We start from the raw sequence: 22709 nt of genomic DNA, 5'->3' as shown, positions 1-22709 counted from the left end.
GCACGACTCCGGTCCGCACTGCGATCAAACACGAAACCACGCGTCCGCTAGCCGGTTCCCAACCCACCGACACACCCCCACCGCGGGGCATAACAGAAAGATTTGCGGCGGCCATGGCCTGGGTGAGACGCCCGGTCCCATTCCGAACCCGGAAGCTAAGGCCCAGCACGGCGATGGTACTGCACCCGACAGGGTGTGGGAGAGTAGCACGCCGCCGCACCACACGAACAGGACGGCCCCGGTCGAGCCACACGGCTCCCGGGGTCTTCCCATATCCGGACCCACACCGGAACCCCCGACCCCGCCCGGGACGACGGGAAGGGACAGCCGCCATCCCGAGCGCAGTCGGATCACACCGGCACGCGAAATCGAAACCAGCGCGACGATGCCGGAACCCGAACCGGACGACCCACCGTCCGAACACGGGCAGGAACCCCATCCAACACCGGACCACGCGGGATGCAACGACCACCCCGTCATCCCGAGCGCAGTCGAGGGATCCCCATCGCCAAACGTCAAAACCCTCCGACGGATGGGCGCTCTCAGAAGAGACCTCCATCCGCCGGAGGGTTTGTTATATGCGCTGAAAGCCGGCGGAACCTAACCGACGAACCTTATCGATCCAAACGGAAGCCTTGAGCCTCGGAAGGAGACAGGACGGGCTTGTTCAGCACGCCTTGGTCGACGCCGACGGCGGCGATCTGGTCGCTGAACGCATCGACCGGACGGTCCGCTTCGCGTAGATCGTAGTACCGGTGCAGAGTCTCATCGAAAGCGGCGAGGTCGGCGCGGAAGGCGTCCTCATTCTCATCGTCAGCGGGGTAAGCGTTCTCGAAGAACTGCATCGAGCGCGGCATGCGCGGCTTGACCTCGGGATCCTGGTCGGGCTTGCCGATGGCCAGTCCCAGCACCGGATAGGTGCGCTCAGGCAGTTCGAGCAATTCGATAAGGGCCGGCACATCATTCAGCAGAGAGCCGAGGATCACGCACCCCAGGCCGAGGCCATAGGCGGCGGTCTCCATCGCGTGCAGGGCCAGCACGGCGTCGTTTTGGGCCTGCGAGTAGCGGTAGCTGGAAGTCAACGTGTACTCGTCCGCGGTGACGTCCACGCCTTTGCCGGCTGCGATGCGCGAGTTGCGATGCTCGTCGAGCACGAATACGTACAGCAGCGGCGCGGTGGCGATGTAATCCTGATGTCCGATTTCGGCGAGTTTCGCCTTGACCTCGGGATCGGTGACGCGGATGGCCGACCAGTCGTTGAGGAACTGGCTTGACGCGGCATGCTGCGCGACGGTTTCCAATGTGGCGACGGTGTCGGCGTCGACGGCCTCGTTCTTGAATTTGCGGATGGAACGACGGTTCAGCAGAGTGCTGACAACCGGATTATCGATGATATGCTCACTCATTCGCCCATTGTCGCAGGAGCGAAGGGGAAAACCAAACGGATATCGCTATAAGGGAAAGTCAGCGGCGGGCTTTGCGGTGACGGCGGTCGACCAGTGCCTGGGATCCGCGGTCGGAAAGCTGCGAGACGATGGCTCCGAACGCGGCGGAGGCGGCGGCGAACGCCAGACTCATCACCAGTCCCTGTTGGGCCGCGTCACCGGCGGTTTTGCGCCCCGGACCGCGATCCCACAGCAGCTGGAAGGCTTTGCCGGCGGCCAGACCGGCGAGTGTGGGCAGTGTGAATTTGATGAGCTTGTCTCCCAAGGAGTCGGGATCGTTGAGTCGCTGGTCTCGCATGGCGTTCACCTTGTCGTCGATGGCGTGGAACTGGGCGACGATGCGGTCCGCTGAAGAACCCTCGTAGCCGTCTTGGTAATCCGCGTATACGTCAGTCATGGATTCCCAGTGTAGTTCGTGGCACGTAAATCGTCATGGGGACGTCCGGTTCCGTCGAAGTGCGCGACACCATGCCGTTCCTCATAATCCGACGCGCGCGAGTGGACTAGAGTGGAGCGTATGACAACACAGAGCGTTGGTGGCAAAGCAGCTACGAAATCCGGCCGTCTGGTGCTGTTGCGCCATGGACAGACCGTATGGAGTGAATCCGGACAGCATACCGGTCGCACGAATATTCCGTTGACCGCCGAAGGTGAGCGGCAGGCCGTGGCGGCCGGCGAACGTCTGCGGGAGGCGTTTTCCGACGGGTTCGCGCAGGGATGCGTATTCGCCAGTCCCCTGCGCCGTGCCCAGCAGACCGCCGATCTGGCGGGTTTCACGGAACGCGCCACATTGGACGGCATCGCCGAATGGGATTACGGCCGGGCCGAGGGGCGTACTCGTCGGCAGGTGAGCGAGGCCGCCGGTTTTGCATGGGATGTGTGGCGTGACGGCTCGCTTGCGTTGCCCGAGTCGCTTGAGGGCGATTGGGTGGAGACTCTGCCCGGCGGAGAGCGGATCGCCGTGCACAACGGTCGGGGTGAGACGTTGGACGAGGCCGCGGCGCGCGCCCGTGGCGCGATCGCCGAAGTGCTGCCTCTGATCGAATCCGGACGGGACGTGCTGCTGGTGGCGCATGCGCATATCCTGCGCATCCTCACCTCGCAGTGGCTGGGAGTGGAACCTGGGTTCGCGCGCCTGCTGCGCCTGGACACGGCGCATTATTCGGTGCTTGGGCAGTACAAGGGCGACAACGTCATCGAGCGTTGGAATAGTTGATTTGAGATCGCGAAACGGGTTTGGTGTGTCGGATTCGCTGAACAAGGCCGATTCTCCACACCAAACTTGAGAATCAACCGTTTTACATGAGCGAGGCTCGATGGCCCGACACACCAAACTCTTACTCCCGGTTCGGACGGGGCATTTTGGCCTATAGGCTTGGATCGGCCCGCGGTTGCGGGACTTTCCGTGATGTTCGTGGCCCTATGATGTTCGTGACTCTGCGGCGCAGGCGTGGTCGCCGGTCGCCGGATCGGAACCGGCGGCGGTTGGCTCCGCCCCGTAGCGAGAACGGTTGGTCCGCTTCTTGTGGTTCACAGACGCATGTCCGCTGTGAGCCATAGACATTCAGGAGAGAAGCGTCGAAATTTTTGCCAACGTTTGTACTTAATTCTGTTCTGAAGAATGTTGAAAAATCAAGGAAAATAAGATGTGAGAGGTGCTGTGTGCCATAAATGGGCAGAGGAAAAAATGCTATCGTTTGCAAAATTGGCGATTCTGGTGCACAATAGATGCTGTCGAGGGTTGTGATGGTGCCACCCAGGCATCATGTTCCGGCGTGAGTCGGGCAACTTGATAGAGAAAGGTTCGACGATGAATCGTACAGTCAAAGCGGCGGTCAGCATGATCGCGATCACGGCCATGTCCATCGGCGCGCTTGCGGCATGCGGAAGCAGCTCCGCCGGCGACTCCGAAGGCAAGGTCTACTTTTTGAACTTCAAGCCGGAGGCCGCCGATCAGTGGACCGCGTTGGCCGAAGCGTACACCGAGGAGACCGGCGTCACCGTCGAAGTGCAGACCGCCGCCTCCGGAACCTACGAGCAGACGCTGAAGTCGGAGATCGCGAAAACGGACGCCCCCACCCTCTTCCAGGTGAACGGCCCGGTCGGCTACCAGAATTGGAAGGGCTACACCGCCGACATGAGCGACACCGAGGTGTACAAGCAGCTGCAGAACCAGGATGTGGCGCTCACCGACGGCGACAAGGTCGTCGGCATCCCGTACGTGATGGAGACCTACGGTCTGATCTACAACAAGGACATCCTGAACAAGTACTTCGCGCTGGACGGCGCCAAGGCCACCTCCATTGAGGACATCGACTCCTTCGACGCGCTCAAGGCCGTGGCCGACGACATGCAGTCGCGTAAGGACGAGCTTGGCATCCAGGGCGCGTTCACCTCGGCCGGCTTCGACTCGTCGTCCGACTGGCGTTTCAAGACCCATCTGGCCAATCTGCCGCTCTACTACGAGTTCCAGGAGGACGACGTCACCGAGCAGCCGAGCGAGATCAAGGGCACCTATCTCGAGAACTATAAGGACATCTTCGACCTGTACATCACCGACTCCACCACCGAGCCCACCCAGCTGAGCTCCAAAACCGGCGACGACGCGAACTCCGAATTCGCGCTCGGCGAGGCGGCCTTCTACCAGAACGGCACCTGGGCCTGGACCGACCTCGAGAAGGCCGGCATGACCGCCGACCAGGTGGGCATGATGCCGATCTACTTCGGCGTGGACGACGCGAACGAGGGTCTTGCGACCGGTTCCGAGAACTATTGGTGCATCAACGAGAAGGCTTCCGAGGCCGACCAGCAGGCCACCGCCGACTTCCTCGCCTGGGTGATCACCTCCGACACCGGCAAGAAGGCGCTGAGCGAGGATATGGGCTTCACCACCCCGTTCAAGACCTTCGACGATGTTGAGACCGACAACCCGCTGACCGCGGCCGCCGTGGAGGATCAGTCGTCCGGCAAGACCCAGGTGAGCTGGAACTTCACGATGATGCCGTCCGAGGAGTGGAAGAACCAGCTTGGTTCCGCGCTGCTCGAATACGCGCAGGGCACCGGCGACTGGAGCACCGTGGAATCCGCTTTCGTGGACAACTGGGCCACCGAGTACGCCAACGCCAACAGCTGATCGGGCGAGTCCGCTGATTCGCTGAATCCCGTCAAAGGGGAGGCGGTTCGACCTGAACCGCCTCCCCTTCTCGTTGTCTTGGGCGATGGCCTTCCCGTCTCGCCGTCCCGGGCGGAGAACGTTCGTTCGGGACGGCGTCGGGCTATGCGTCCGCGCGGACCCGGCTGGTGCTCGCGCGCACCACCAGCTGCGCGGGGAACACCAGGAACGGGGTGTCGGGAGTGCCGCCATCGATCAGCTCAAGCGTGGTGCGCGCCGCCTCCTGGGCCATCTGAACCGGATCCTGCCGGATGGTGGTCAGGCCGATGTCGTCGGTGTAGAAGCTGTCGTCATAGCCGATGATCGACACGTCGCCGGGCACGGAGAATCCGTTGCGTTCCAGCTGGAACATCAGCGGCAAGGCGATGCCGTCCTCCTGACAGGCGATGGCGGTGGGCATGGATTCCATGCTCATCAGCTGCGTGACGGCGCTGGCGATGCGGTGCTCGCCCTCATGCACGTCGATGACGCGCGGCGTGATGCCCTCTTTGGCGCAAACCTCCATAAAGGAGTCGAAGCGTTGCTGCACGCTGAAATGCAGTGAGACGTCGCGGTTGGTGCGCACGTAGGCGATGTTGCGGTGGCCGAGCGCGATGAGGTGCCGGGCGGCCAGCGTGGATCCCTGAACGTCGTCGATGTTCACCGCGGCGGTGAACCCGCGTTCCTGGGGCAGCACCGAATTGATGCCCACGATCGGCACTCCCACGGACGAAAGCTGGGTGATCTCGTTGTTGTCGATGTCGAACGAAGCGACGATCACCGCGTCGGCGTTGCGGCGCACGGGAAGCATCTCGAAGAACTCCTTGCGTTCCTCGATGCTGGAGATCTGGAATATGGAGATATCGTAGCTGTTCGCGTGCAGCACCTGATTCAGGCCTTCGATCACCGAAGCGCTGAACCACAGGCGGATATGGTCGCTCATCAGCAGCGCGACGCGCAGGGAACGGCCGGATTTGAGCGCGGCGGCGGATCGGGACAGGGAGAAATGCAGCTCGTCGGCGATGCTCAGCACGCGCTCGCGCGTGCGGGCCGATACCAGATCTGGTCTGGTGAAGGAGCGGGAGACGGTGGAGATGGAAACACCGGCGGCCTGCGCCACATCCTGAATGCTTGAGCTCATCGGTTCCTCTTGTGTTCTGTGCGGACGGCTGGCCCGTTCGCGGCACCGAGACGCAGCGCAGCGAGCGGATTGCTCCAGCATACATGGCGATATGGGAGAAACTCAATATGAAAACGATTGGTATACAAACGTTTGCAATACATAAGAAATCAGTGAAAAGTGCATAATTTGCGGTATTTTGAAGTATTGCAATACGAGCAAACAAGCCAGTCTGTGCGTTTCTGCAAGCGATAAAATGACAACGTTTGACAGACGTGCCGCAACAAGCTAGCATGAGCATAAGCCGGTTGTTCCCGGCCGCCAATTACCGGCGGGTCGCGGAACGAACCGTACGGACGCCAACTTCGCACGATGCCGTGCGCGGCAAGGCTCAACGAAGAGGAAGGCACGCAATGATCAGCATGGCCGGTAAAGCGGTGCGACGGTGGTGGGCGCTTTTCGCGCTTCCCACATTCGCGGCGTTCATCATCGGGTTCGTCGTTCCATTCATTATGGGCGTATACCTGAGTTTCTGCGATTTCACCACAGTGACCGACGCCGAATTCGTCGGTGTGAAAAACTATGCCAAAGCCCTGCAGGACAGTGAGTTCGTGCATGCGCTCGGCTTCTCGACCGCCCTGACCGTGGTCACCACCATCGTGATCAACGTGGCCGCGTTCGCCGTGGCCTACATGCTCACGAAGAAAATCAAAGGGTCGAACATCTTCCGTTCGGTGTTCTTCATGCCGAACCTCATCGGCGGCATCATCCTGGGCTATATCTGGATGCTGCTGCTCAACGGCGTGCTCGCCCACTGGGCCAAGTCGCTGACCTACTCCGCCACCTATGGTTTCTGGGGACTGGTCATCCTGGTCTGCTGGCAGCAGATCGGCTACATGATGATCATCTACATCGCCGGACTGCAGGCCCTGCCCACCGACGTGCTCGAGGCGGCCGCCGTGGATGGCGCTTCCGGCACCCAGACCATGTTCCGCATCATCATTCCGCTGATGATGCCGAGCATCACCGTGTGCTCCTTCCTGTGCGTGACCAACGGCTTCAAGCTGTACGACCAGAACCTCGCGTTGACCAACGGCGCGCCGAGCAATATGTCGGAAGGCCTGGCCATGAACATCACCCGCACCTTCTACGGCCGCGTGGGCTGGGAGGGCGTGGGCCAGGCCAAGGCCGTGCTGTTCTTCGTGCTGGTGGCCGTGGTCGCGCTGATCCAGAACAAGCTCACGACAAGCAAGGAGGTGACCGCGTGATGAACGAGGGAAGGAAGCTCAAGCACGGCGGATTATGGACCCTGCTGTTCACGGTGATCTCACTGGCGTGGGTGTTCCCCATCGTGCTGGTGGTGATCAACTCCTTCAAACAGAAGGCCTATATCTCCAAGAACGCGTTCTCGATCCCCACGGGCAAGGCCTTCGTCGGCTTCGAGAACTACGTGCGCGGCATCGAGGTCACGGATTTCTTCGCCAGCTTCGGTTGGACCGCGCTGATCACCGTCGGTTCGGTGCTGCTGATCCTCGTGTGCACCTCGATGTGCGCGTGGTGGATCGTGCGCGTGAACAATTGGGCCGCCAAGCTGCTCTATGTGCTGTTCCTGTTCAATATGATCGTGCCATTCCAGATGGTCATGTTCACCCTGTCCAAAATCGCCGACATGCTGGGACTCAACACCCCGTGGGGATTGTGCTTCGTGTATCTCGGCTTCGGCGCGGGACTCGCGGTGTTCATCTTCACCGGCGTGGTCAAGGGCATTCCGGTCGAGTTGGAGGAGGCCGCGATGATCGACGGCGCCTCCGTGCCGCGCATCTTCTTCCAAGTGGTGGTGCCGATCATGCGGCCCTCCATCGTGTCGGTGGCGATTCTCGAAGCCATGTGGATCTGGAACGACTACCTGCTGCCCTACCTCACGCTGGACCTGCGCCACTACAAGACCATTTCGGTGGCCATCCAATACCTGAAGGGCGGCTACGGCTCGGTCGACATGGGCGCCATGATGGCCTGCCTGGTCCTGGCGATCATCCCCATCATCATCTTCTACCTCATCTGCCAAAAGCACATCGTCAGCGGGGTGATGGCGGGAGCGGTGAAGGGCTGACGACTGGCGTCGCCAACCCTTGGTGGGCGCCCCGGTGGGGCGCCCACAGGCTTCCGCCTGAGCCGGCCCGGCAGGGTCGGCGAAGGTGATGTTGAGTCCGCCGGAGGCGGTTCATAATCGCAGGGCCGGAGGCGGCGCGGTGAAGGGCGTCCACCTAATACGCCATTTTCTGCGTCATCCCGAGCGGAGCCCGCAGGGCGGAGTCGAAGGATCTCATGACGGATGGAGATCCCTCGACTGCGCTCGGGATGACGAGGAAGCCGCTCCGTCCAGGACGACGGTGAAGCCGCGTTTCGTTTGGGATGAAGGCCTCCTGCCAGGCTATGAAAAGGACGTCCTCCGCTTGGGTGCGGAGGACGTCCTTTTGGATGGGCGTAGGGCCGTTTACTTCAGAATCCAGGCTGCCGCGTCGGTGGGGAGCTTGCCGTCTTCGGCCAGAGCGACGGAGGCCAGCACGACCTCGCCTTGCGGCAGGGCGATCGGCTCCTTGCCGAAGTTGGTCACGCAGACCAGCTTGCGGCCGTCCGGGTCTGCGCTCGCGCGTTCGTACGCCACCACGTCGTCTCCCATATCGAGCACCTCGGCCGTGGTGTCTCCGGTGGCGGTGAGCAGTCGGGCACGCAACTCCATCACACGACGGTAGAGGTTGAGCATGGAATCCGGGTCGGCGGCTTCGATGTCGGCCGCGTACTGCCGGTACCACATCGGCTGCGGCAGATGCGGGTCGGCGGACGGCGTGCCGTCGGCGCGCGTGGCGGGGGAGAAGCCGAAAGACGCGCCGGTGCCGAACCGATGTTCGTCGGAAGGACTCCATGCGGCCGTCTCGGGCATGTCCTCGGCGTTCCACGGCATCGGCACGCGGCAGCCGTCGCGGCCCTTATCGGTGTAGTTGCGGTGCGTGTTGAACGCGGTCGGGTCCTCCAAACGGTCCCACGGGATGTCCGCGACCTCGAACAGACCGAGCTCCTCGCCTTGATAGACGTACACCGAACCGGGCAATCCCATCTCCATCACCACGGCGGCTCGGGCGCGGCGCGTGCCGAGTTCGCGGTCCTCCGTGTAGCTTTCGCCGTTGCGCATCAGCCAATCGTGCGCCAGCTGATGATGCGCGGCGGACTTCACCTGCGGCAGGCCGTAACGTGAGGGGCTGCGCGGCACGTCATGGTTGTTCATCACCCATGTGGTGGTGGAATCGCCGGTCTGGGCGGCGGATTCCAAGCCCTCCGCGATGGCGGCGCGCATTTCGGCCGCGGACCAGTTGGCTTTGGCGAACTCGAAGTTGAACACCTGCCCCAGCTCGTCGGTGGAGGCGTACAGATGCTGGTGTTCGGGCACCACCCACGCCTCGCCCACAGCGAAGCGCGGCGGATCGTACTCATTGAACACCTCGCGCCATTCGCGGTAGATGTCATGCACTTCGCGCCGATCCCACAGCGGGTCGGAGAAATCGTGGCACAGCGGCTGCTGCACGGAGTACTTGCGGCCAAGCTCCTCCAACGGCGCCGAATCGAGATCCTTGGCCAGTCCGTGCGCCACATCGATGCGGAAACCGTCGGTGCCGTGGTCGGACCAGAAGCGCAGCGTGGTTTTGAACTCCTCGTGGATGTCCGGATTGTTCCAGTTGACGTCCGGCTGCTCTTTGGTGAAGAGGTGCAGATACCATTGGCCGTCCTCGACGCGCTCCCACGCCGGGCCTCCGAACATCGCCTGCCAGTCGTTGGGCGGCAGCTCGCCGTGCTCGCCGCGACCCTCGCGGAAGATGTAGCGGTCGCGGGCCGCGGAGCCGCGTCCGGCGGCCAGCGCCTCCTGGAAGAACACGTGCTTGTCGGCGGTGTGGTTCGGCACGATGTCGACGATCACCTTCAGGCCGGCCTCGTGCGCGGCTTCGGCCATGCGGTCGAAATCGTCCATGGTGCCCAGCCTCGGGTCCACGTCGCGGTAGTCGATCACGTCGTAGCCGCCGTCCGCCAGGTCGGAGGGGTAGAAGGGGCTCAGCCAGATCGCGTCGACGCCGAGGTCTTTCAGATATCCGATTTTCTCGGTGACGCCGGCGATGTCGCCGAGGCCGTCGCCGTTGACGTCTTTGAAACTGCGCGGGTAGATCTGATAGACCACCGCCTGCTTCCACCAGTCGTCGTTGAGATTGTTGGCGGTCATCGCGCTTCCTTTCTTGTGCTCGGGTATTGCGGTTATGATGACAACGATACCATGCAGAAATGTATTAGAATTAAAAACACGCATAATACTTGGTGGTAACGTGGTCATGTCGTTGTCATTCTTGGTCAAATCTGGTCATGGGTAGAATGGAACGCGGAACGCTGGGCGACGCGAGGAGGACCATGGGCTGGCTATCACCGGATTCGGGACTGATGCGGGGACTCAGCGACGCCGCCGACGCCGTATGGATCAACATCCTGATGCTGGTCACCTCGATCCCCATCGTCACCATCGGCGCGGCGCTCGCCGCCGGACATGACGCGGCGAGGCGCTCCCTCGACGGCGAGGGACATGTGACCTCCAACTACTTCAAGGCGTTCAAAGAGAACCTGCCCAAGGCCACGCTGCTCTGGCTGCCGTATCTCATCGTCGGCCTCGGACTGGCGTACTCATGGGTGGTGCTGCAGATCACGCCGCTGCTGGTGCCCAAATTCGCGTTCACCATCCTGTGGGTGGTCGGATTCGAATGGACCTTCGCCCTGCAGGCGCGTTTCGAGAACGGCGTCGGCGCGACGCTGCGCAACGCCTTCGTCTTCGGCATATCGAAAATCGGCTATACGCTGGCGCTCGCCGCCATCGACGCCGTGTTCGTCGGGCTTCTGGTCGCCTCATGGTTCATGATGCCGCAGGGGCTGTTCCTGCTGCTGGTGTTCGGCTACGGCACCATCATCATGCTGCATGTGCCGATTCTGGAATACGCCCTGCGCCGCTACACCGCCGGCGAGGGAGAGGTGTCACACGGCCTGTGAGGCCACGGGCTTGAGATCCTTCGACTGCGGCGGGGCGGTGGTTTCGCGAAGGATGAGCGGGGCGTCGGGTGTTTCGAACGGCGTTTCGATCGGCTCGTCGGCGATGGCGGCCAAGGTCTTCTCCGCGGCCAGCGAGCCCATGGCGAAAGGATCCTGGTGGATGGTGGTCAATCCCATCTGTGCGGCCAAATCGATGTCGTCGAATCCGATGATGGACAGATCCCGCGGGACCTGCCTGCCGTAGCCGCGCAGCCGGTAGAGCACGGGCAGCGCTAGCTCGTCGTCCTGAAAGCAGACCGCGGTCAGGTCGGGGGAGGCGGTAAGCACGGCGTTCAGCGAGGAGTTGACGTCCAGTCCGCTGCGGTTGATCATCAAGGGGACGGCCTCGACTCCGGCATGCCGCGCGCACGCGTCGATGATGCCCTGCAGTCGGGCCTCGGCGCTGAACCGCATCCCCGAGCGCGTCGCGGTGCCTCCGACGAAGGCGATGCGCCGATGCCCCAATGCGATGAGATGCTCCGCGGCCCGGCGTGAGGCGGCGTGGTCGTCGATGCTGACGCCCGCGTCGAAACCCTCGGTGGCGGGGATGTTTACGCCGATCACCGGCACATGCATGTTCTTGAGCCGTTCGACCTCGTCCGGCTCGATGTTGAACGAGCTGACGATCACCGCATCCGCGTTGCGGCGCACGGGCAGGTCCGCGAAGAACCGCTGACGATCCTCCGCGCTGCTCATGGGAAACGGCGCGATGTCGTACCCCGCCGGACGCAGCACCGCGTCGAGGCCGGCGAACACGTTCGCGTTGAACCACGTGCTGATGCGCTCGCTGGCCAGCAGCGCCACGCGCAGGGTCTGGCCCGACTTAAGCGCCGCGGCCGAACGCGAGACGCGGTATTCGAGCCGTTCGGCCGCGGCCAGCACCTTATCGCGGGTGTCGGGCAGCACAAGATCCGGCTTGGCGAAGGTGCGCGACACCGTGGAGACGGATACGCCGGCGGCGCGCGCCACCGCCTGAATGCTTGCTTTCGCCATCATCCCTCCTCTCGGCGCCGATGCTGTGCGCGAGAAGGAACGGCGACAGGGCCGTTCCATGCTGTGACAACGATAGCATCAGCGAGGGCGTCGTGAAAACCCGCGCATCCGCAGCCGGATCAGCGCCCGCCGCGCATCACCGCGCACAGGGACCGCATGCGCGGCAGCGAAAACACCTCGTCCGTGCGCACCACCCGGCCATGCTCGTCGGTAAGCGGAATCCGCCAGTTCGGATACTGATACGACGTGCCCGGCTGGTTCTGCGAGCGGTGCTCGCCCACGCCGTCCACCAGCGCCGCCTGCAACAGCAGCGAAGGCGTGGACGTGAGCATCGCATGCATGGCTTCGACGATCTCCTGCTCGTGCGCGCTCACATCGGACGCGACCTCGGGGGAGATCAGTCCCTCCTCCACCAGCCGCGTCATCATCGCGTCGCGTTCCGCCATGGCCGAACGCTGGAACACCTCCACCGGCTCGGTGAGCAGCTGCAGCCGCTCGCGCAGGCGCACATGTTCGAAATCCAGATAGCCCGCGGTGGGCGGCAGGTCATGCGTGGTCACCGACGCCAACGCCTGCCGGCGATAGTCGCTGGGCGGCAGATACGGGTCTCCCGCGGTTCCGGAATTGCCCACACGGGCGAACCACTCGACCTCGGTGCCCAGCACGCCGCGCTCGGCGAGAACCTGCCGCACGTAGTCCGGCACGGTTCCCAGATTCTCGCCGATGACCATGCCGCCCACGCGCGTGGCCTCGATGGCCAGCACCGAGAGCATCGCGTCATGGTCGTACATCACATAGGCGCCGTCCTTGGCCGTGTGTCCGGCGGGGATCCACCACAGGCGGAACAATCCCAGCACATGGTCGATGCGCACGGCGCCGGCATGGGCGAAGATCGAGCGCACCATCTCACGGTAGGTCAGGTATCCGGTCTCCTCCAGATAATTCGGATTGAACGGCGGCTGGCCCCAATCCTGGCCCTGCTGGTTGTAGAAATCAGGCGGGCACCCCACGGTCACGCCGGTGACGAAACGTTCGGGATTGGCCCACACGTCCGCGCCGAGATCGTGCACGCCAACGGCCATGTCATGCATCAGTCCCAGCGCCATGCCCGCGTCCTTCGCGGCGCTCTGCGCGTCGTCCACCTGTTCGCAGGCGATCCACTGCAGCCAGCGGTTGAACTCCAGCAGATCGGTGTGCTCGCGGGCGAGACGGGCGGTTTCGGGGGAGCGGAGCGAAAGCGTGGAGAACCAGGGATCGTCGCCCCAAGGCGCGCCCCAGACCTCGAAGGCCACGCACCATGTCGCGAAGGAGTCCAGATCGGGCCCGGACTGGCGTTTGAATTGATCGAACGCCGCTTGGCGCGCGGAGGAACGGGGGTGCTCGAAGATCACACGCAGCGCCTGACGCTTGGCGTCCCATGCGGCGTTGATGTCCATCGGGGCGGGATCGTCGTTGCCGGCGGCGACTTCGGCGTGCAGTTCGTCCACCCGCGCGCGCTCCGTCTCGTCGAGATCGGCATATTCGGGAATGTCCTGCGGGCGGATGTACGTGGCGTTGAGGAAGCGTCGCGACTCGGGCAGGTACGGCGAAGGCTCCAACGGCGTGATGGGGGCGCAGGCGTGGATCGGGTTGATGAGCATGAAGTCCGCGCCGTTCTTCGCGGCGTCGACGGCCAGACGGCGCAGGTCGCCGTAGTCGCCCACGCCCCATGATTCGTGGGAGCGGACGGAATACAGCTGCGTCATCCAGCCCCAGCGCCGGTGTTCGGCCACGGCGGAGGGGAGCGGGATGCGCGCGGGGGCGCAGATCACCGTCGCGGCGGCGCGGTCTCCGTCCATGTCGACGGCAAGCGTGTGGTAGCCTGCCGGCAGATCGTCGGGCAGGGTGATTTTGGTTTCGCCGGTATGGGGATCGACCGTCGCCTTCAACTCGCGTACGGCATCGTCGCCGTGCGGGGACTCCAACGTGAGGGTGATGGTGGCGGCCTCGGCGGCGCGGTTCACCGTGACGGATCGTGGCTCTCCGACGTGGGCCACGATGGTCGGTGGGAGCGGTCGTTCGCTCGCGGCCTGTTCGACGTGGTCCAGGGAGTTGAGGATGCTTTCGGGCGAGGACGCGTCGATGCCCAGCGCTTTGAGCACGCCGATCAGCGCCTCGTCGGTGTTTTCGACATAGTCGCCCACCTGGTCGATGTACGAGGTGGCGACGCCGCAGGCTTTGGCCAAGCGGATAAGCGGGCGCGCGAGGCGTTCGGGGCTTTCGGACGGGGGAATGGAATCGACCATGTGTGGGCTCCTATGCTGGCTGATGTCGTTTCATGTGTTGCAAACGTCCGTCAATTTTCTTCGACGCTGACATTGTTGGATGTTTGCGAATACTTTGATATATAAAAGATACATTGTTTTGACAACGATTGCAAACAATGCGGGCGAGTGTGCGCTCCGCGCGCGGCTACCGGCGGCGCGGAGCGCGTTGTCGATGGCGGGAGAGCGGTCAGAGCACGGAGAAGACAAGCAGCGTGGCGGGGTACAGCGCGTAGAACAGCCATTGCACCCAGGGCCTGTTCGCGCGGTCGTATCCGAGCCTGCCGTTGCGGTAGTGCAGGATGGCCACGCCGAAGGCCGGCAGAATGCAGCATAGGGCGCTGCAGGCGGCGGCGAGCATCATCATCGTGTTCTCCCGCGCTGGCAGATATCGGAAGATCAACGCCAGCACCAGAATCAACGCTCCCTCGCTCATGATCTGCTGGCGCAGCCCGATATGACCCAGCAGCATCCACGCCAGCGCGGCCACCGCGACGATGACGCAGATGGCCCGGCGCGCGACGGTCGGGCGGTCGCGGAACGCGTCGATCAACGCCAAGGCGATCACGACGATGGCCAGCGCGAACACCGGATTCTGCGAACCCCAATCCACCGCCTTGCCGGTGGCGGCCAGGTCGTACGGCACCTCCGAGATGACGGCCAGCGCGAGCAGCCGCACGACATACCTCCGCACGTCGCGCGTATGCCGGTAGCCCTCGACGGTCAGCCACGCGTACACCGGCACGGCCACCCATGAGACCACCTCGCACAGCACGGCGACGGTGAGGCTCGTCATATCCACGTCGGCCGCGTCCAGTCCGGACAGTCCGGAGGGGAATACGACTCCGCTCACGCAGGACAGCGCCACGAGGACGATGCCGATGGTCTTGAGCCGGAGATTGGACAGTCCCCGCGCGGGACGGGCGGCTTGCTGCTGGTTCATGATTCCTCCTAGGCGCGGCGCCAGATGGCGAAGGTGTGCGGCGGCAGGACGATCCGACGGTCGGTGGAGGCGGCGGGCTTATCCGCGCCGGCGCAGTAGGCGCAGATCCAGCCGTTGGGCGCTATCTGCGCGACCTCATCATACGGGCCGGCGATCTCCAGCGGCTCCGTGGGCTGCGTGAGCGTGTCGTCGGTGGGATTGATGGCGACGCAGTCGTTGCCGACGCGGAACACCACCGCCGCGTCCTCGCGGGGCACCACCATGCGGGCCCCGCCGAAATACGCGGGGTTCTCGCGTCGGGTGCGGATGAGCTCGCGGTAATGATCCACCAGATCGGCCATTCGCTCGGCGCGCCGCCAATCGAGCTGGTTGAGCTGGGCCGGGCTGGAGAACGAGTCGGAGACGCCGTGCTTGGTGCGGGCGAACTCCTCGCCGGAGAGCAGGAACGGCACTCCGGCCGAGGAGAACACGATGCCGGCGGCCAGCAGGTTCGCCGCCTTGAGATCGGCGCGGTCCTCGCCCTCGGCGTCGTAGTCGGCCGCGGTGGGCATGCGGCGGGTCGCGGCGCACATCTTGTCCCACAGGGTCAGATCGTCGTGCGCGGAGACGTATTGGATCACCTGGCCCACGCTTGCCTGCTCGCGCGGGGTCCCCCGCCAGGCGTCCACGGCGGCGCGGATGTCGTCGGCGTAATCGTCGGCCGCGCCGGTCAGATAACCCGGCACCCACTGGTAGAACACGTGCCCGCGCACCGCGTCCCGCGTCGAATCGCAGAACGCGCCGATGCGGGGGCTCAAACGGGCCAGCGCGCGCTTGTCGGCCAGAATCGTGTTCGAGGACGGGTCGAGCGCGGTCTCGCGCGCCGCCCACGGCTCGCCGTGCATCAGAATCGTCGCGCCTCCGGGCAGGGCGTCGAGCGCGGTGCGGATCGCGTTCATCGTGTCCACGTCGAGCAGGCCCATCAGATCGAAGCGGAATCCGTCGATATGGTATTCGCGCGCCCAGTAGGTCACCGAATCGACGATGTACTTGCGCATCATCGGATGCTCGCTGGCCACGTCGTTCGTGCAGGCGGATCCGTCGGCGAACGATCCGTCGGCACGGCGGCGCAGCGCATAGCCGGGAATCATGCGCTCGAACCAATTGTCGGTGGAGAACATGTGGTTGTAGACCACGTCCATGATGACCTTGATGCCGGCGGCGTGCAGCGACTGGATCATGCGTTTGCATTCCCCGATGCGCGTCGCGCCGTCGAACGGGTCCGTGGAGTACGAGCCTTCGGGCACGTTGTAGTTGAGCGGGTCGTAGCCCCAATTGAAGCCGCGGTCGGCGGATCCGAGGGGGACGGACTCGTCCACCGAGCCATAGTCGTAGAAGGGCAGCAGCTGCACCGCGGTGACGCCCAGATGCTTGAGATAGGCCACGCAGGTGGGGAACCGGCCTTCGCCGTCCACGCTGGTGTCGTCGTGCGTGAACGCGAGGTAGGTGCCGCGGTGCTCGGCGGGCACGCCGGAATGCTCGTCATGGCTGAAGTCGTTGATATGGGTCTCCCAGATCACCAGCTCATGGGAGGGCACGCATGGACGGCGGTCGCGCGACCATCCTTGCGGGTCGGTCAGCGCGAGATCCACCACCATGGACCGCCGGCCGTTGACGCCGGCGGCACGGGCCCATGGATCCGCGGTGCGGTGGGTGGAGCCGTCGGCGAAACGGACGAGATAGTCGTAGTAGACGCCGTGCCCGACGCCGTCGCAGCGCACCAGCCAGGTGCCCTGCGCCCCCGGGGTCAACTCGTGGCATTCCTGCGGGTCGACGCATTCCTCCGGGCTTCCGGCCGCGAACAGGCGAAGCGTGACGCCGGTGGCGGTAGGGGCCCACACTCGGAAGGTGGCCCCTTTGCCGTCGGGGGTCGCGCCAAGGTCGTCGTCGGCGTACACCGGGTAGTCGGGGCAGGGGAGGGCTGGGTCGGCGGGGGTCCACTCGGCCAGCGCCAGCGCGCGGATTGGTTCGGACACGGCGTTGTTCCTTTCGGTTTCGGGCGGTCGGGGCTCAGCCCTTGACCGCGCCGGACATCGATTCCTGGTAGTACTTCTGCATCACGATGAAGAGGATCGCGATGGGGATGGAGATGACCACGGCCGCGGCGGCGAAACGGGCGAACCAGTCGTTGAGGTATTCGCGCGTGAGCATCTGGTACAGGCCCAGCGCCACCGTGTAGTTGTCCTGCGTGCGGCAGATCGCCTTGGCCATCACGAAGTCGAGCCACGGGCCGAGGAACGCGGTGAGCGCCTGGTAGACGAGCATCGGCTTGCAGACCGGAATCGTGATTTTGGTGAACACCTGCCAGCGGGTGCAGCCGTCGAGGTACGCGGCCTCATCCAGGGACATCGGAATGGTGTCCATGTATCCCTTCATCACATAGAAGCCCGCGCCCGCGCCGGCCGAATAGACCAGGATCAGCGCGATGGTGACGCCGATGCCCTGCGTCAGCCCCATGGCCTTGAGGATGAAGTAGATCGCGACGACCGACATGATGCCGGGGAACATGCCCATGACGAGCACCACGTTCATGAAGGTCTTGCGGAAGCGGAAGCGCAGACGGCTCATGCAGAACGCCACGCACAGCACGAAGAACACGTTGATCACGCACACGACGACGGCGATGAGCAGCGTGCGCATGAACATCGCGGGGAAGTCGAGCACATGCTTGTCGGTGAACAGCTGCACGTAGTTGTCGAGCGTGTATTCCGTGGGGAAGAACGTCTCGTTGTACGGGCCGGTGTTCTTGTTGAAGCTTTCCAGCACCACCCATACGATCGGGATCACCCAGACCACGGCGAGCGCCGCCAGCAGCAGGTGGGACAGGATGTCGCCGACGATGCGGCGTTTGCGCTGGTCGCGCAGGAACGAGATCTTGCCGGAGTCCTGGGACGCGGCTTGCATTGCGTGGCTCATCGGAAGCCTCCTTCATCCTTGTAGGACGCGCTGGAACGGTAGGTGATCAGCGAGACGATCGCCAGGGTGATGAACGTGAAGATGCCGATGACGGCGCCGAGGTTGTAGTCGCCCTTGTCGACCGTGAGCTTGTACAACCAGGTGATCAGCAGGTCCGTCTTGCCGGCGGTGGCGCCCACCGGCGTCGGATTGCCGTTGGACAGCAGGTAGATCACGTTGAAGTTGTTCACGTTGCCCGTGAACGTGGTGATGAGGTACGGGGTGAGCACGAACACCAGATACGGCATCGTGATCCTGGTGAAGGTCTGCCACCAGTTCGCGCCGTCGATGCGCGCGGCCTCGTACTGTTCGGCGGGGATGTTCTGCAGGATGCCGGTGATCTGCATGATCGTGAACGGGATGCCGATCCACAGGTTCACGACGATGACGGTCACGCGCGCCCAGGTCGCGTCGGTGAAGAACGGCAGCGCCTCGTCGATCCAGCCCCAGCTCATCAGCAGCCGGTTGATCGCGCCCTCCGGCTGGAGCATCTGGTTGATGACCAGCAGGGAGACGAACTGCGGCACCGCGATCGACAGCGAGAACACCGCGCGCCAGAAGCCCTTGAGGCGGGTGGTGGGGCGGTTGATGACCATCGCCAGGAACAATCCCAGGAAGAAGTTGAGGAAGGTGGCGAAGAACGCCCACACCAGCGTCCAGGCGAGCACCTCGCCGAACAGGCTGGCGTTGACGGCGCCGTCGGCGCTGAACAGCTGGCCGAAGTTCTCCAGTCCCACCCAGTCGAACAGCAGCACATGGTCGGAGTCGTAGTTGGTGAACGCCATGCACATCATGAACAGCGTCGGCAGGATCGAGAAGATGAGGATGCCGAGCACCGGCAGCGCCATCAGCGAGACCTGCGCCTCGCGGTCGGTGATGTTCCTCCAGTCCTGGATGAAGTCCGGGGCGCTTCCGGTTTCGGCGGCGAGCAGCTGAGCCTTGTAGGCGGAGCGCACCGCGTATGCCCAGAACACCACGAACAGCAGGGTGATGAATATCGTGGCCACGCCGTAGAGCAGCACGATCACCGAATTGTCGCCGGGCGTGTAGTGCCAGTAGCCGTCGATTTTCTCGGCGGTCTGCTCGCGCCAGCCCAGCGAGGGGATCATCGCGAGGTTTTCGGCGCCGGAGGTGGCCATGAACGCGATGTAGGCGATTTCCACGGCGAGGAACAGCAGGCCTTTGAGGATCTGCTTGCGGGCGATGTTGCCCGCGCCCAGAATGAGGAACGACAGGCGGGTGAAGGCGTCGCCGTCGGTGAGGGCCGCGCGCAGGGTGTATCGCGACGGCGGGATGTAGTCCGCCTTGCGGCGGAGCAGGCCGCGCCGAACGGGGCGCGCGCCGGTTGTTGCTTCCATGTTGGGAACCTTTCTTCTTGGCGGCCTACATCAGGCTGGCGTAGGACGCCATCCACTTGTCGGTCAGTTCGCGCGCGTTGTCGTAGGTGACCTCGTTGCCGAGGATGGACTTGCCGAAGTTCTCGCACGGACCCCAGAAATTCGCCATTTCGGGAATGGACGGCTGCACCACGGAGGTGCGGGCGATGGTCTCCAGCTGGGCCTTGGCCACGAGGTTCTCGGCGATCTCGGGTTCGGAGGCGAGCGTCATGTCGGAGGGGATGGTGCCGCGCATCTCATAGTGGGCCCTCTGCGCCTCGGTGCTGGCGAGGAAGGCGGCGAACTGGTCCGCCGCCTTCGGATGCTTGGTGTACGGGTTCCATGCGACCACGGTGGATCCGGCGAAGGACTTCATCTGGACGGCCGTGCCGTTGAGGTTGAAGGTCGGCAGCGCGGCCACGCCGTAGTCGTCGCCGAGATTCTCCTTGACCGTCGGCTCGTCCCAGGAGCCGGAGAACACCACGTCCACCGCGCCCGACTTGAGACCGGCCAGGCCGGAGCCGTTGGAATCGTTGACGAAGTTCGGGTTGTTGCGCAGGTCGATCAGATATTTGGTCACGGCCTCGCCGATATCGCCGCCGAACTGCACGCCGGCCTCGCCGTCGGTGCCGTCCTCGCCGAACAGCGTGCCGCCCGCGCCCATGTAGAAGGCCGGCAGATACCACGAGTTCGTCAACGGGAAGGAGACCTTGCCCTTGGCGAGCATCGCGTCGAGCGAGGTGATGTCCTCTTCGGTGAACTTGCTCTTGCGGTAGTACATGAACCAGGTGTTGCCGCCGAACGGCGCGCCGTACAGGTATCCGTCATCGCCTGTGACCGACTGGATCATCGATTCGCTGCCCTCGTACTGCGTTTCGATCTGTTCGACCGCGTCGTCGCTCATGCGGGCGATGGCGTTCGCCTCTTTGAGGGTGCCCAGCTGGTCGCTCGCGTACATGAACACGTCCGCGGCCACGGTCGGATCCTGCTTGGCGATGGTGGCGGCATCGGCGGACGAGACGACCTGGTTGTTCCAGGTGATGTCGTATTCGGGGTGGAGCTCCTCGAACTCCTTCTCCATCGTCTGCAGCCATGAGTCCTCGTTGAGCTGGTCCTCCTGCGAGGCCCAGCTCAACGAGCGTCATGCTGCCTTCGTCTCCGGCCGTCACGTCGCCGCCGGAGCCGCAGGCGGTCAGTCCGCCGGTGAGCAAAGCGCATGTGGCGAGTGCGGCGACGGCTGATCTCCATCGTGCAATCATCGTTGATTTCCTTTCTTCCACGCCGGCGTGACGTCGGCGTCCAATACGGCCCGCCCGCGCGTCCATGCGCGTCCGAGTCGGATTGCTGTTCATAATGTAGCGCATTTCTGCGAACGTATGCAAATCGGTGTGATAGGTGTGTTGCGGCTTGAAAGCACTGATATTTGGCTTGTCTGAGAAAAAACTGTATGCAGAAGAATTGACAGCGTTCGCAGAAAAACTTTTTTGCAGGTATACTGCAAAACATCTCGCGCTGTCCGTCAAAGAATCGAGGAAGAACATGACCAACGCGACCGAATCGATCGAACCGGCCGAACTCCCCGCACGCCCGCGGTGGCTCGCCGACGCCCGGTTCTATGAGATCTACCCGCAAAGCTTCGCCGACTCCGACGGCGACGGCATCGGCGACATCCCCGGCATCATCGCCCGGCTCGACTATGTGCGGGACCTCGGCTGCAACGCCCTTTGGCTCAACCCCTGCTACGATTCGCCGTTCAAAGACGCCGGCTACGACGTGCGCGACTACAAGAAGGTCGCATCCCGCTACGGCACCAACGACGACCTCGTCGCCTTGTTCGACGCGGCCCACCGGCGCGGCATGCATGTGCTGCTCGATCTCGTGCCCGGGCACACCAGCGAGGAGCACGAGTGGTTCCTCGCCAGCGCGAGGCCGGAGCCGAACTCGCGCACGGTCGTCGATGGCGGGACGGGGCGCGTCGAAAACGTCTCCGAACGATACCTCTGGACCGATTCGTGGATCTCCGGCGCTGACGGACTGCCCTTCATCGGCGGGGAAAGCGAGCGCGACGGCACCTATGTGCTCAACTTCTTCAAATGCCAGCCCGCGCTCAACTACGGATTCGCGCACCCGAAGCACGGTTGGCAGAAGCCCGCGCTCGGCCCCGACGCGCTCGCCACCTGCGAGGCGCTGCTCGATGTGATGCGTTTCTGGCTGGGCCGCGGGGCGGACGGGTTCCGCGTGGATATGGCCGACAGCCTCGTCAAACACGACGAGGAGGGCAAGCCGTTCACCATCCGCACCTGGCGATGGATGCTCTCGCGCATCCGCTCCGAATTCCCCCAGGCCGCGTTCGTCTCCGAATGGGGCAGGCCGCGTGAATCGATGGCCGCGGGATTCGACATGGACTTCTACCTCGACTGGCGTTGGGACGGCAATCCCAACGGGTACAACCTGCTGCTGCGCAATACGGACACCCCGCTGCGCCGCGAAGGGGACTCCAGCTATTTCAACGCCGACTCCGGCGCGTCCATCAAGCCGTTCCTCGACGAATACCTGCCGCAACTGGCCGAAGCCGAACGGGCCGGGGGCTGCTTCGACCTCATCACCTGCAACCACGACACCCTGCGCACCGCCCAACGCCTGACCGAGCGCGAACTCAAGCTCGCCTACGCGACCATGTTCACGATGCCGGGCGCGCCGTTCCTCTACTACGGCGACGAAATCGGCATGCGATACCGTCCCATCCCCTCCAAGGAGGGCGGCTATGTGCGCACCGGCTCACGCACGCCGATGCAGTGGGACGCGACCGCCAACCTCGGCTTTTCGAGCGCGCCCGCGGAGAATCTGTATCTGCCGGTCGATCCGTCCGCGGACGCGCCGACCGTCGCCGCGCAGGACGCCGACCCCGACTCGCTGCTGTGCTGGGTGCGCGCGATGCTCCGCACGCGCGGCATGGTTTCCGCGTTGCGCGCCGACGCCGGCCTGCGCGTGATCGCAGCCCCCGAACATGGGCGGCTGTTCGCCTTCGAACGGTTCGATGGCGCCTCGCCATCGGAGGGTCGCGTGCTCGTCGCGGTCAATCCGGGGCGTGGCGAGGAGAGCTTCGAATTGCCGGACGGGCGTGGAGCCGCCGGCGATGTGCTAGCATCACTTGGCGAACACCGTATGGAGCGCGGCTCGGCGACGATGGGGCCGCAAAGCTTCGCGATGTGGCGGCTGCAATGACGCGGTCGTGACGCAACATCCACCAGGCAGGCAAAGGCGATGAC

17 protein-coding genes and 1 rRNA gene are annotated in these 22709 nt (G+C 63.9%); 7 read left to right on the top strand and 11 right to left on the bottom strand.

The genetic code is table 11. The annotated features are described in order from the left end of the window. Nucleotides 1–103: 103 nt before the first annotated feature. Nucleotides 104–220 (top strand): 5S ribosomal RNA (rrf, locus tag BL8807_RS03605). A gap of 394 nt (nucleotides 221–614) precedes the next feature. Here rrf and BL8807_RS03600 read toward each other — a convergent pair. Next, nucleotides 615–1406, bottom strand: coding sequence for a nitroreductase family protein (locus BL8807_RS03600; RefSeq protein WP_072723698.1), 792 nt, complete (start codon nucleotides 1404–1406; stop codon nucleotides 615–617). Between the two features lie 58 nt (nucleotides 1407–1464). After that, complete coding sequence (locus BL8807_RS03595) at nucleotides 1465–1842, bottom strand: DUF4235 domain-containing protein (protein WP_072723699.1); 378 nt, start codon at nucleotides 1840–1842, stop codon at nucleotides 1465–1467. Between the two features lie 120 nt (nucleotides 1843–1962). Between BL8807_RS03595 and BL8807_RS03590 the strand changes: the two genes are divergently transcribed. Both BL8807_RS03590 and BL8807_RS03585 read left to right on the top strand, forming a co-directional pair. After that, nucleotides 1963–2661 (top strand): histidine phosphatase family protein, encoded by a 699-nt coding sequence (locus BL8807_RS03590; protein ID WP_072723701.1) that lies wholly within the window; start codon nucleotides 1963–1965, stop codon nucleotides 2659–2661. Between the two features lie 573 nt (nucleotides 2662–3234). Continuing rightward, nucleotides 3235–4578 (top strand): ABC transporter substrate-binding protein, encoded by a 1344-nt coding sequence (locus BL8807_RS03585; RefSeq protein ID WP_072723785.1) that lies wholly within the window; start codon nucleotides 3235–3237, stop codon nucleotides 4576–4578. 142 nt (nucleotides 4579–4720) lie between these two features. Here the strand turns inward: BL8807_RS03585 and BL8807_RS03580 are convergent, their stop codons facing one another. Beyond that, entirely contained in the window at nucleotides 4721–5737 is a 1017-nt protein-coding gene (locus BL8807_RS03580; protein ID WP_072723703.1) for a LacI family DNA-binding transcriptional regulator, read from the bottom strand. 392 nt (nucleotides 5738–6129) lie between these two features. On the opposite strand from BL8807_RS03580, the gene BL8807_RS03575 reads away from it, so the two are divergent. Together BL8807_RS03575 and BL8807_RS03570 are read left to right on the top strand one after the other, a co-directional pair. After that, nucleotides 6130–6984: a carbohydrate ABC transporter permease gene (locus BL8807_RS03575; protein WP_072723705.1), complete on the top strand. Its 855-nt coding sequence runs from the start codon at nucleotides 6130–6132 to the stop codon at nucleotides 6982–6984. After that, the gene (locus BL8807_RS03570) at nucleotides 6984–7826 is read left to right on the top strand and encodes a carbohydrate ABC transporter permease (RefSeq protein WP_072723707.1); all 843 of its coding nucleotides are present in this window, start codon (nucleotides 6984–6986) and stop codon (nucleotides 7824–7826) included. Before BL8807_RS03575 ends, BL8807_RS03570 begins: the two co-directional genes overlap by 1 nt. Nucleotides 7827–8210: 384 nt before the next feature. On the opposite strand, the gene BL8807_RS03565 is transcribed toward BL8807_RS03570, so the two are convergent. Further along, nucleotides 8211–9983 carry a glycoside hydrolase family 13 protein gene (locus tag BL8807_RS03565; RefSeq protein WP_072723709.1) on the bottom strand — a complete coding sequence of 591 codons (1773 nt, stop codon included), beginning with the start codon at nucleotides 9981–9983 and terminating at the stop codon, nucleotides 8211–8213. Nucleotides 9984–10165: 182 nt separating this feature from the next. Here BL8807_RS03565 and BL8807_RS03560 point away from each other — a divergent pair, with 182 nt between their 5' ends. Continuing rightward, the gene (locus tag BL8807_RS03560; protein WP_072723712.1) at nucleotides 10166–10792 is read left to right on the top strand and encodes a DUF624 domain-containing protein; all 627 of its coding nucleotides are present in this window, start codon (nucleotides 10166–10168) and stop codon (nucleotides 10790–10792) included. Here the strand turns inward: BL8807_RS03560 and BL8807_RS03555 are convergent. From BL8807_RS03555 to BL8807_RS03525, 7 genes are all read right to left on the bottom strand, one after another. Then, nucleotides 10778–11824 (bottom strand): LacI family DNA-binding transcriptional regulator, encoded by a 1047-nt coding sequence (locus BL8807_RS03555; protein ID WP_072723714.1) that lies wholly within the window; start codon nucleotides 11822–11824, stop codon nucleotides 10778–10780. The two genes, BL8807_RS03560 and BL8807_RS03555, sit on opposite strands and share 15 nt — an antisense overlap. Nucleotides 11825–11943: 119 nt before the next feature. Further along, on the bottom strand, nucleotides 11944–14109 hold the full coding sequence (malQ, locus tag BL8807_RS03550; RefSeq protein WP_072723716.1) for a 4-alpha-glucanotransferase: 2166 nt from the start codon (nucleotides 14107–14109) through the stop codon (nucleotides 11944–11946). A gap of 208 nt (nucleotides 14110–14317) precedes the next feature. After that, the gene (locus BL8807_RS03545) at nucleotides 14318–15070 is read right to left on the bottom strand and encodes a TraX family protein (protein ID WP_072723718.1); all 753 of its coding nucleotides are present in this window, start codon (nucleotides 15068–15070) and stop codon (nucleotides 14318–14320) included. 8 nt (nucleotides 15071–15078) lie between these two features. Next, nucleotides 15079–17085: a type I pullulanase gene (gene pulA, locus BL8807_RS03540; protein WP_072723720.1), complete on the bottom strand. Its 2007-nt coding sequence runs from the start codon at nucleotides 17083–17085 to the stop codon at nucleotides 15079–15081. Between the two features lie 34 nt (nucleotides 17086–17119). Beyond that, complete coding sequence (locus BL8807_RS03535) at nucleotides 17120–18025, bottom strand: sugar ABC transporter permease (RefSeq protein ID WP_072723722.1); 906 nt, start codon at nucleotides 18023–18025, stop codon at nucleotides 17120–17122. Next, nucleotides 18022–19422 (bottom strand): carbohydrate ABC transporter permease, encoded by a 1401-nt coding sequence (locus tag BL8807_RS03530; RefSeq protein ID WP_083570096.1) that lies wholly within the window; start codon nucleotides 19420–19422, stop codon nucleotides 18022–18024. Before BL8807_RS03530 ends, BL8807_RS03535 begins: the two co-directional genes overlap by 4 nt. 25 nt (nucleotides 19423–19447) lie before the next feature. After that, on the bottom strand, nucleotides 19448–20575 hold the full coding sequence (locus tag BL8807_RS03525; RefSeq protein ID WP_226847463.1) for an extracellular solute-binding protein: 1128 nt from the start codon (nucleotides 20573–20575) through the stop codon (nucleotides 19448–19450). 404 nt (nucleotides 20576–20979) lie between these two features. On the opposite strand from BL8807_RS03525, the gene BL8807_RS03520 reads away from it, so the two are divergent. Then, entirely contained in the window at nucleotides 20980–22665 is a 1686-nt protein-coding gene (locus BL8807_RS03520; protein ID WP_072723724.1) for an alpha-amylase family glycosyl hydrolase, read from the top strand. Nucleotides 22666–22709 lie beyond the last annotated feature (44 nt).

It is taken from the genome of Bifidobacterium lemurum (assembly GCF_014898175.1).
GTDB classification, from domain to species: Bacteria; Actinomycetota; Actinomycetes; order Actinomycetales; family Bifidobacteriaceae; genus Bifidobacterium; species Bifidobacterium lemurum.
Note: the sequence above shows the minus strand (reverse complement) of the source record. Positions and strands in the feature narration are given on the sequence as shown.

What these genes read in the sequence shown, in the direction of transcription:
- BL8807_RS03600 (WP_072723698.1), bottom strand. Translation starts at nt 1,406, where the DNA reads ATGAGTGAGCATATCATCGATAATCCGGTTGTCAGCACTCTGCTGAAC.
- BL8807_RS03595 (WP_072723699.1), bottom strand. Translation starts at nt 1,842, where the DNA reads ATGACTGACGTATACGCGGATTACCAAGACGGCTACGAGGGTTCTTCA.
- BL8807_RS03590 (WP_072723701.1), top strand. Translation starts at nt 1,963, where the DNA reads ATGACAACACAGAGCGTTGGTGGCAAAGCAGCTACGAAATCCGGCCGT.
- BL8807_RS03580 (WP_072723703.1), bottom strand. Translation starts at nt 5,737, where the DNA reads ATGAGCTCAAGCATTCAGGATGTGGCGCAGGCCGCCGGTGTTTCCATC.
- BL8807_RS03575 (WP_072723705.1), top strand. Translation starts at nt 6,130, where the DNA reads ATGATCAGCATGGCCGGTAAAGCGGTGCGACGGTGGTGGGCGCTTTTC.
- BL8807_RS03570 (WP_072723707.1), top strand. Translation starts at nt 6,984, where the DNA reads ATGAACGAGGGAAGGAAGCTCAAGCACGGCGGATTATGGACCCTGCTG.
- BL8807_RS03565 (WP_072723709.1), bottom strand. Translation starts at nt 9,983, where the DNA reads ATGACCGCCAACAATCTCAACGACGACTGGTGGAAGCAGGCGGTGGTC.
- BL8807_RS03560 (WP_072723712.1), top strand. Translation starts at nt 10,166, where the DNA reads ATGGGCTGGCTATCACCGGATTCGGGACTGATGCGGGGACTCAGCGAC.
- BL8807_RS03555 (WP_072723714.1), bottom strand. Translation starts at nt 11,824, where the DNA reads ATGGCGAAAGCAAGCATTCAGGCGGTGGCGCGCGCCGCCGGCGTATCC.
- malQ (WP_072723716.1), bottom strand. Translation starts at nt 14,109, where the DNA reads ATGGTCGATTCCATTCCCCCGTCCGAAAGCCCCGAACGCCTCGCGCGC.
- BL8807_RS03545 (WP_072723718.1), bottom strand. Translation starts at nt 15,070, where the DNA reads ATGAACCAGCAGCAAGCCGCCCGTCCCGCGCGGGGACTGTCCAATCTC.
- BL8807_RS03535 (WP_072723722.1), bottom strand. Translation starts at nt 18,025, where the DNA reads ATGAGCCACGCAATGCAAGCCGCGTCCCAGGACTCCGGCAAGATCTCG.
- BL8807_RS03530 (WP_083570096.1), bottom strand. Translation starts at nt 19,422, where the DNA reads ATGGAAGCAACAACCGGCGCGCGCCCCGTTCGGCGCGGCCTGCTCCGC.
- BL8807_RS03520 (WP_072723724.1), top strand. Translation starts at nt 20,980, where the DNA reads ATGACCAACGCGACCGAATCGATCGAACCGGCCGAACTCCCCGCACGC.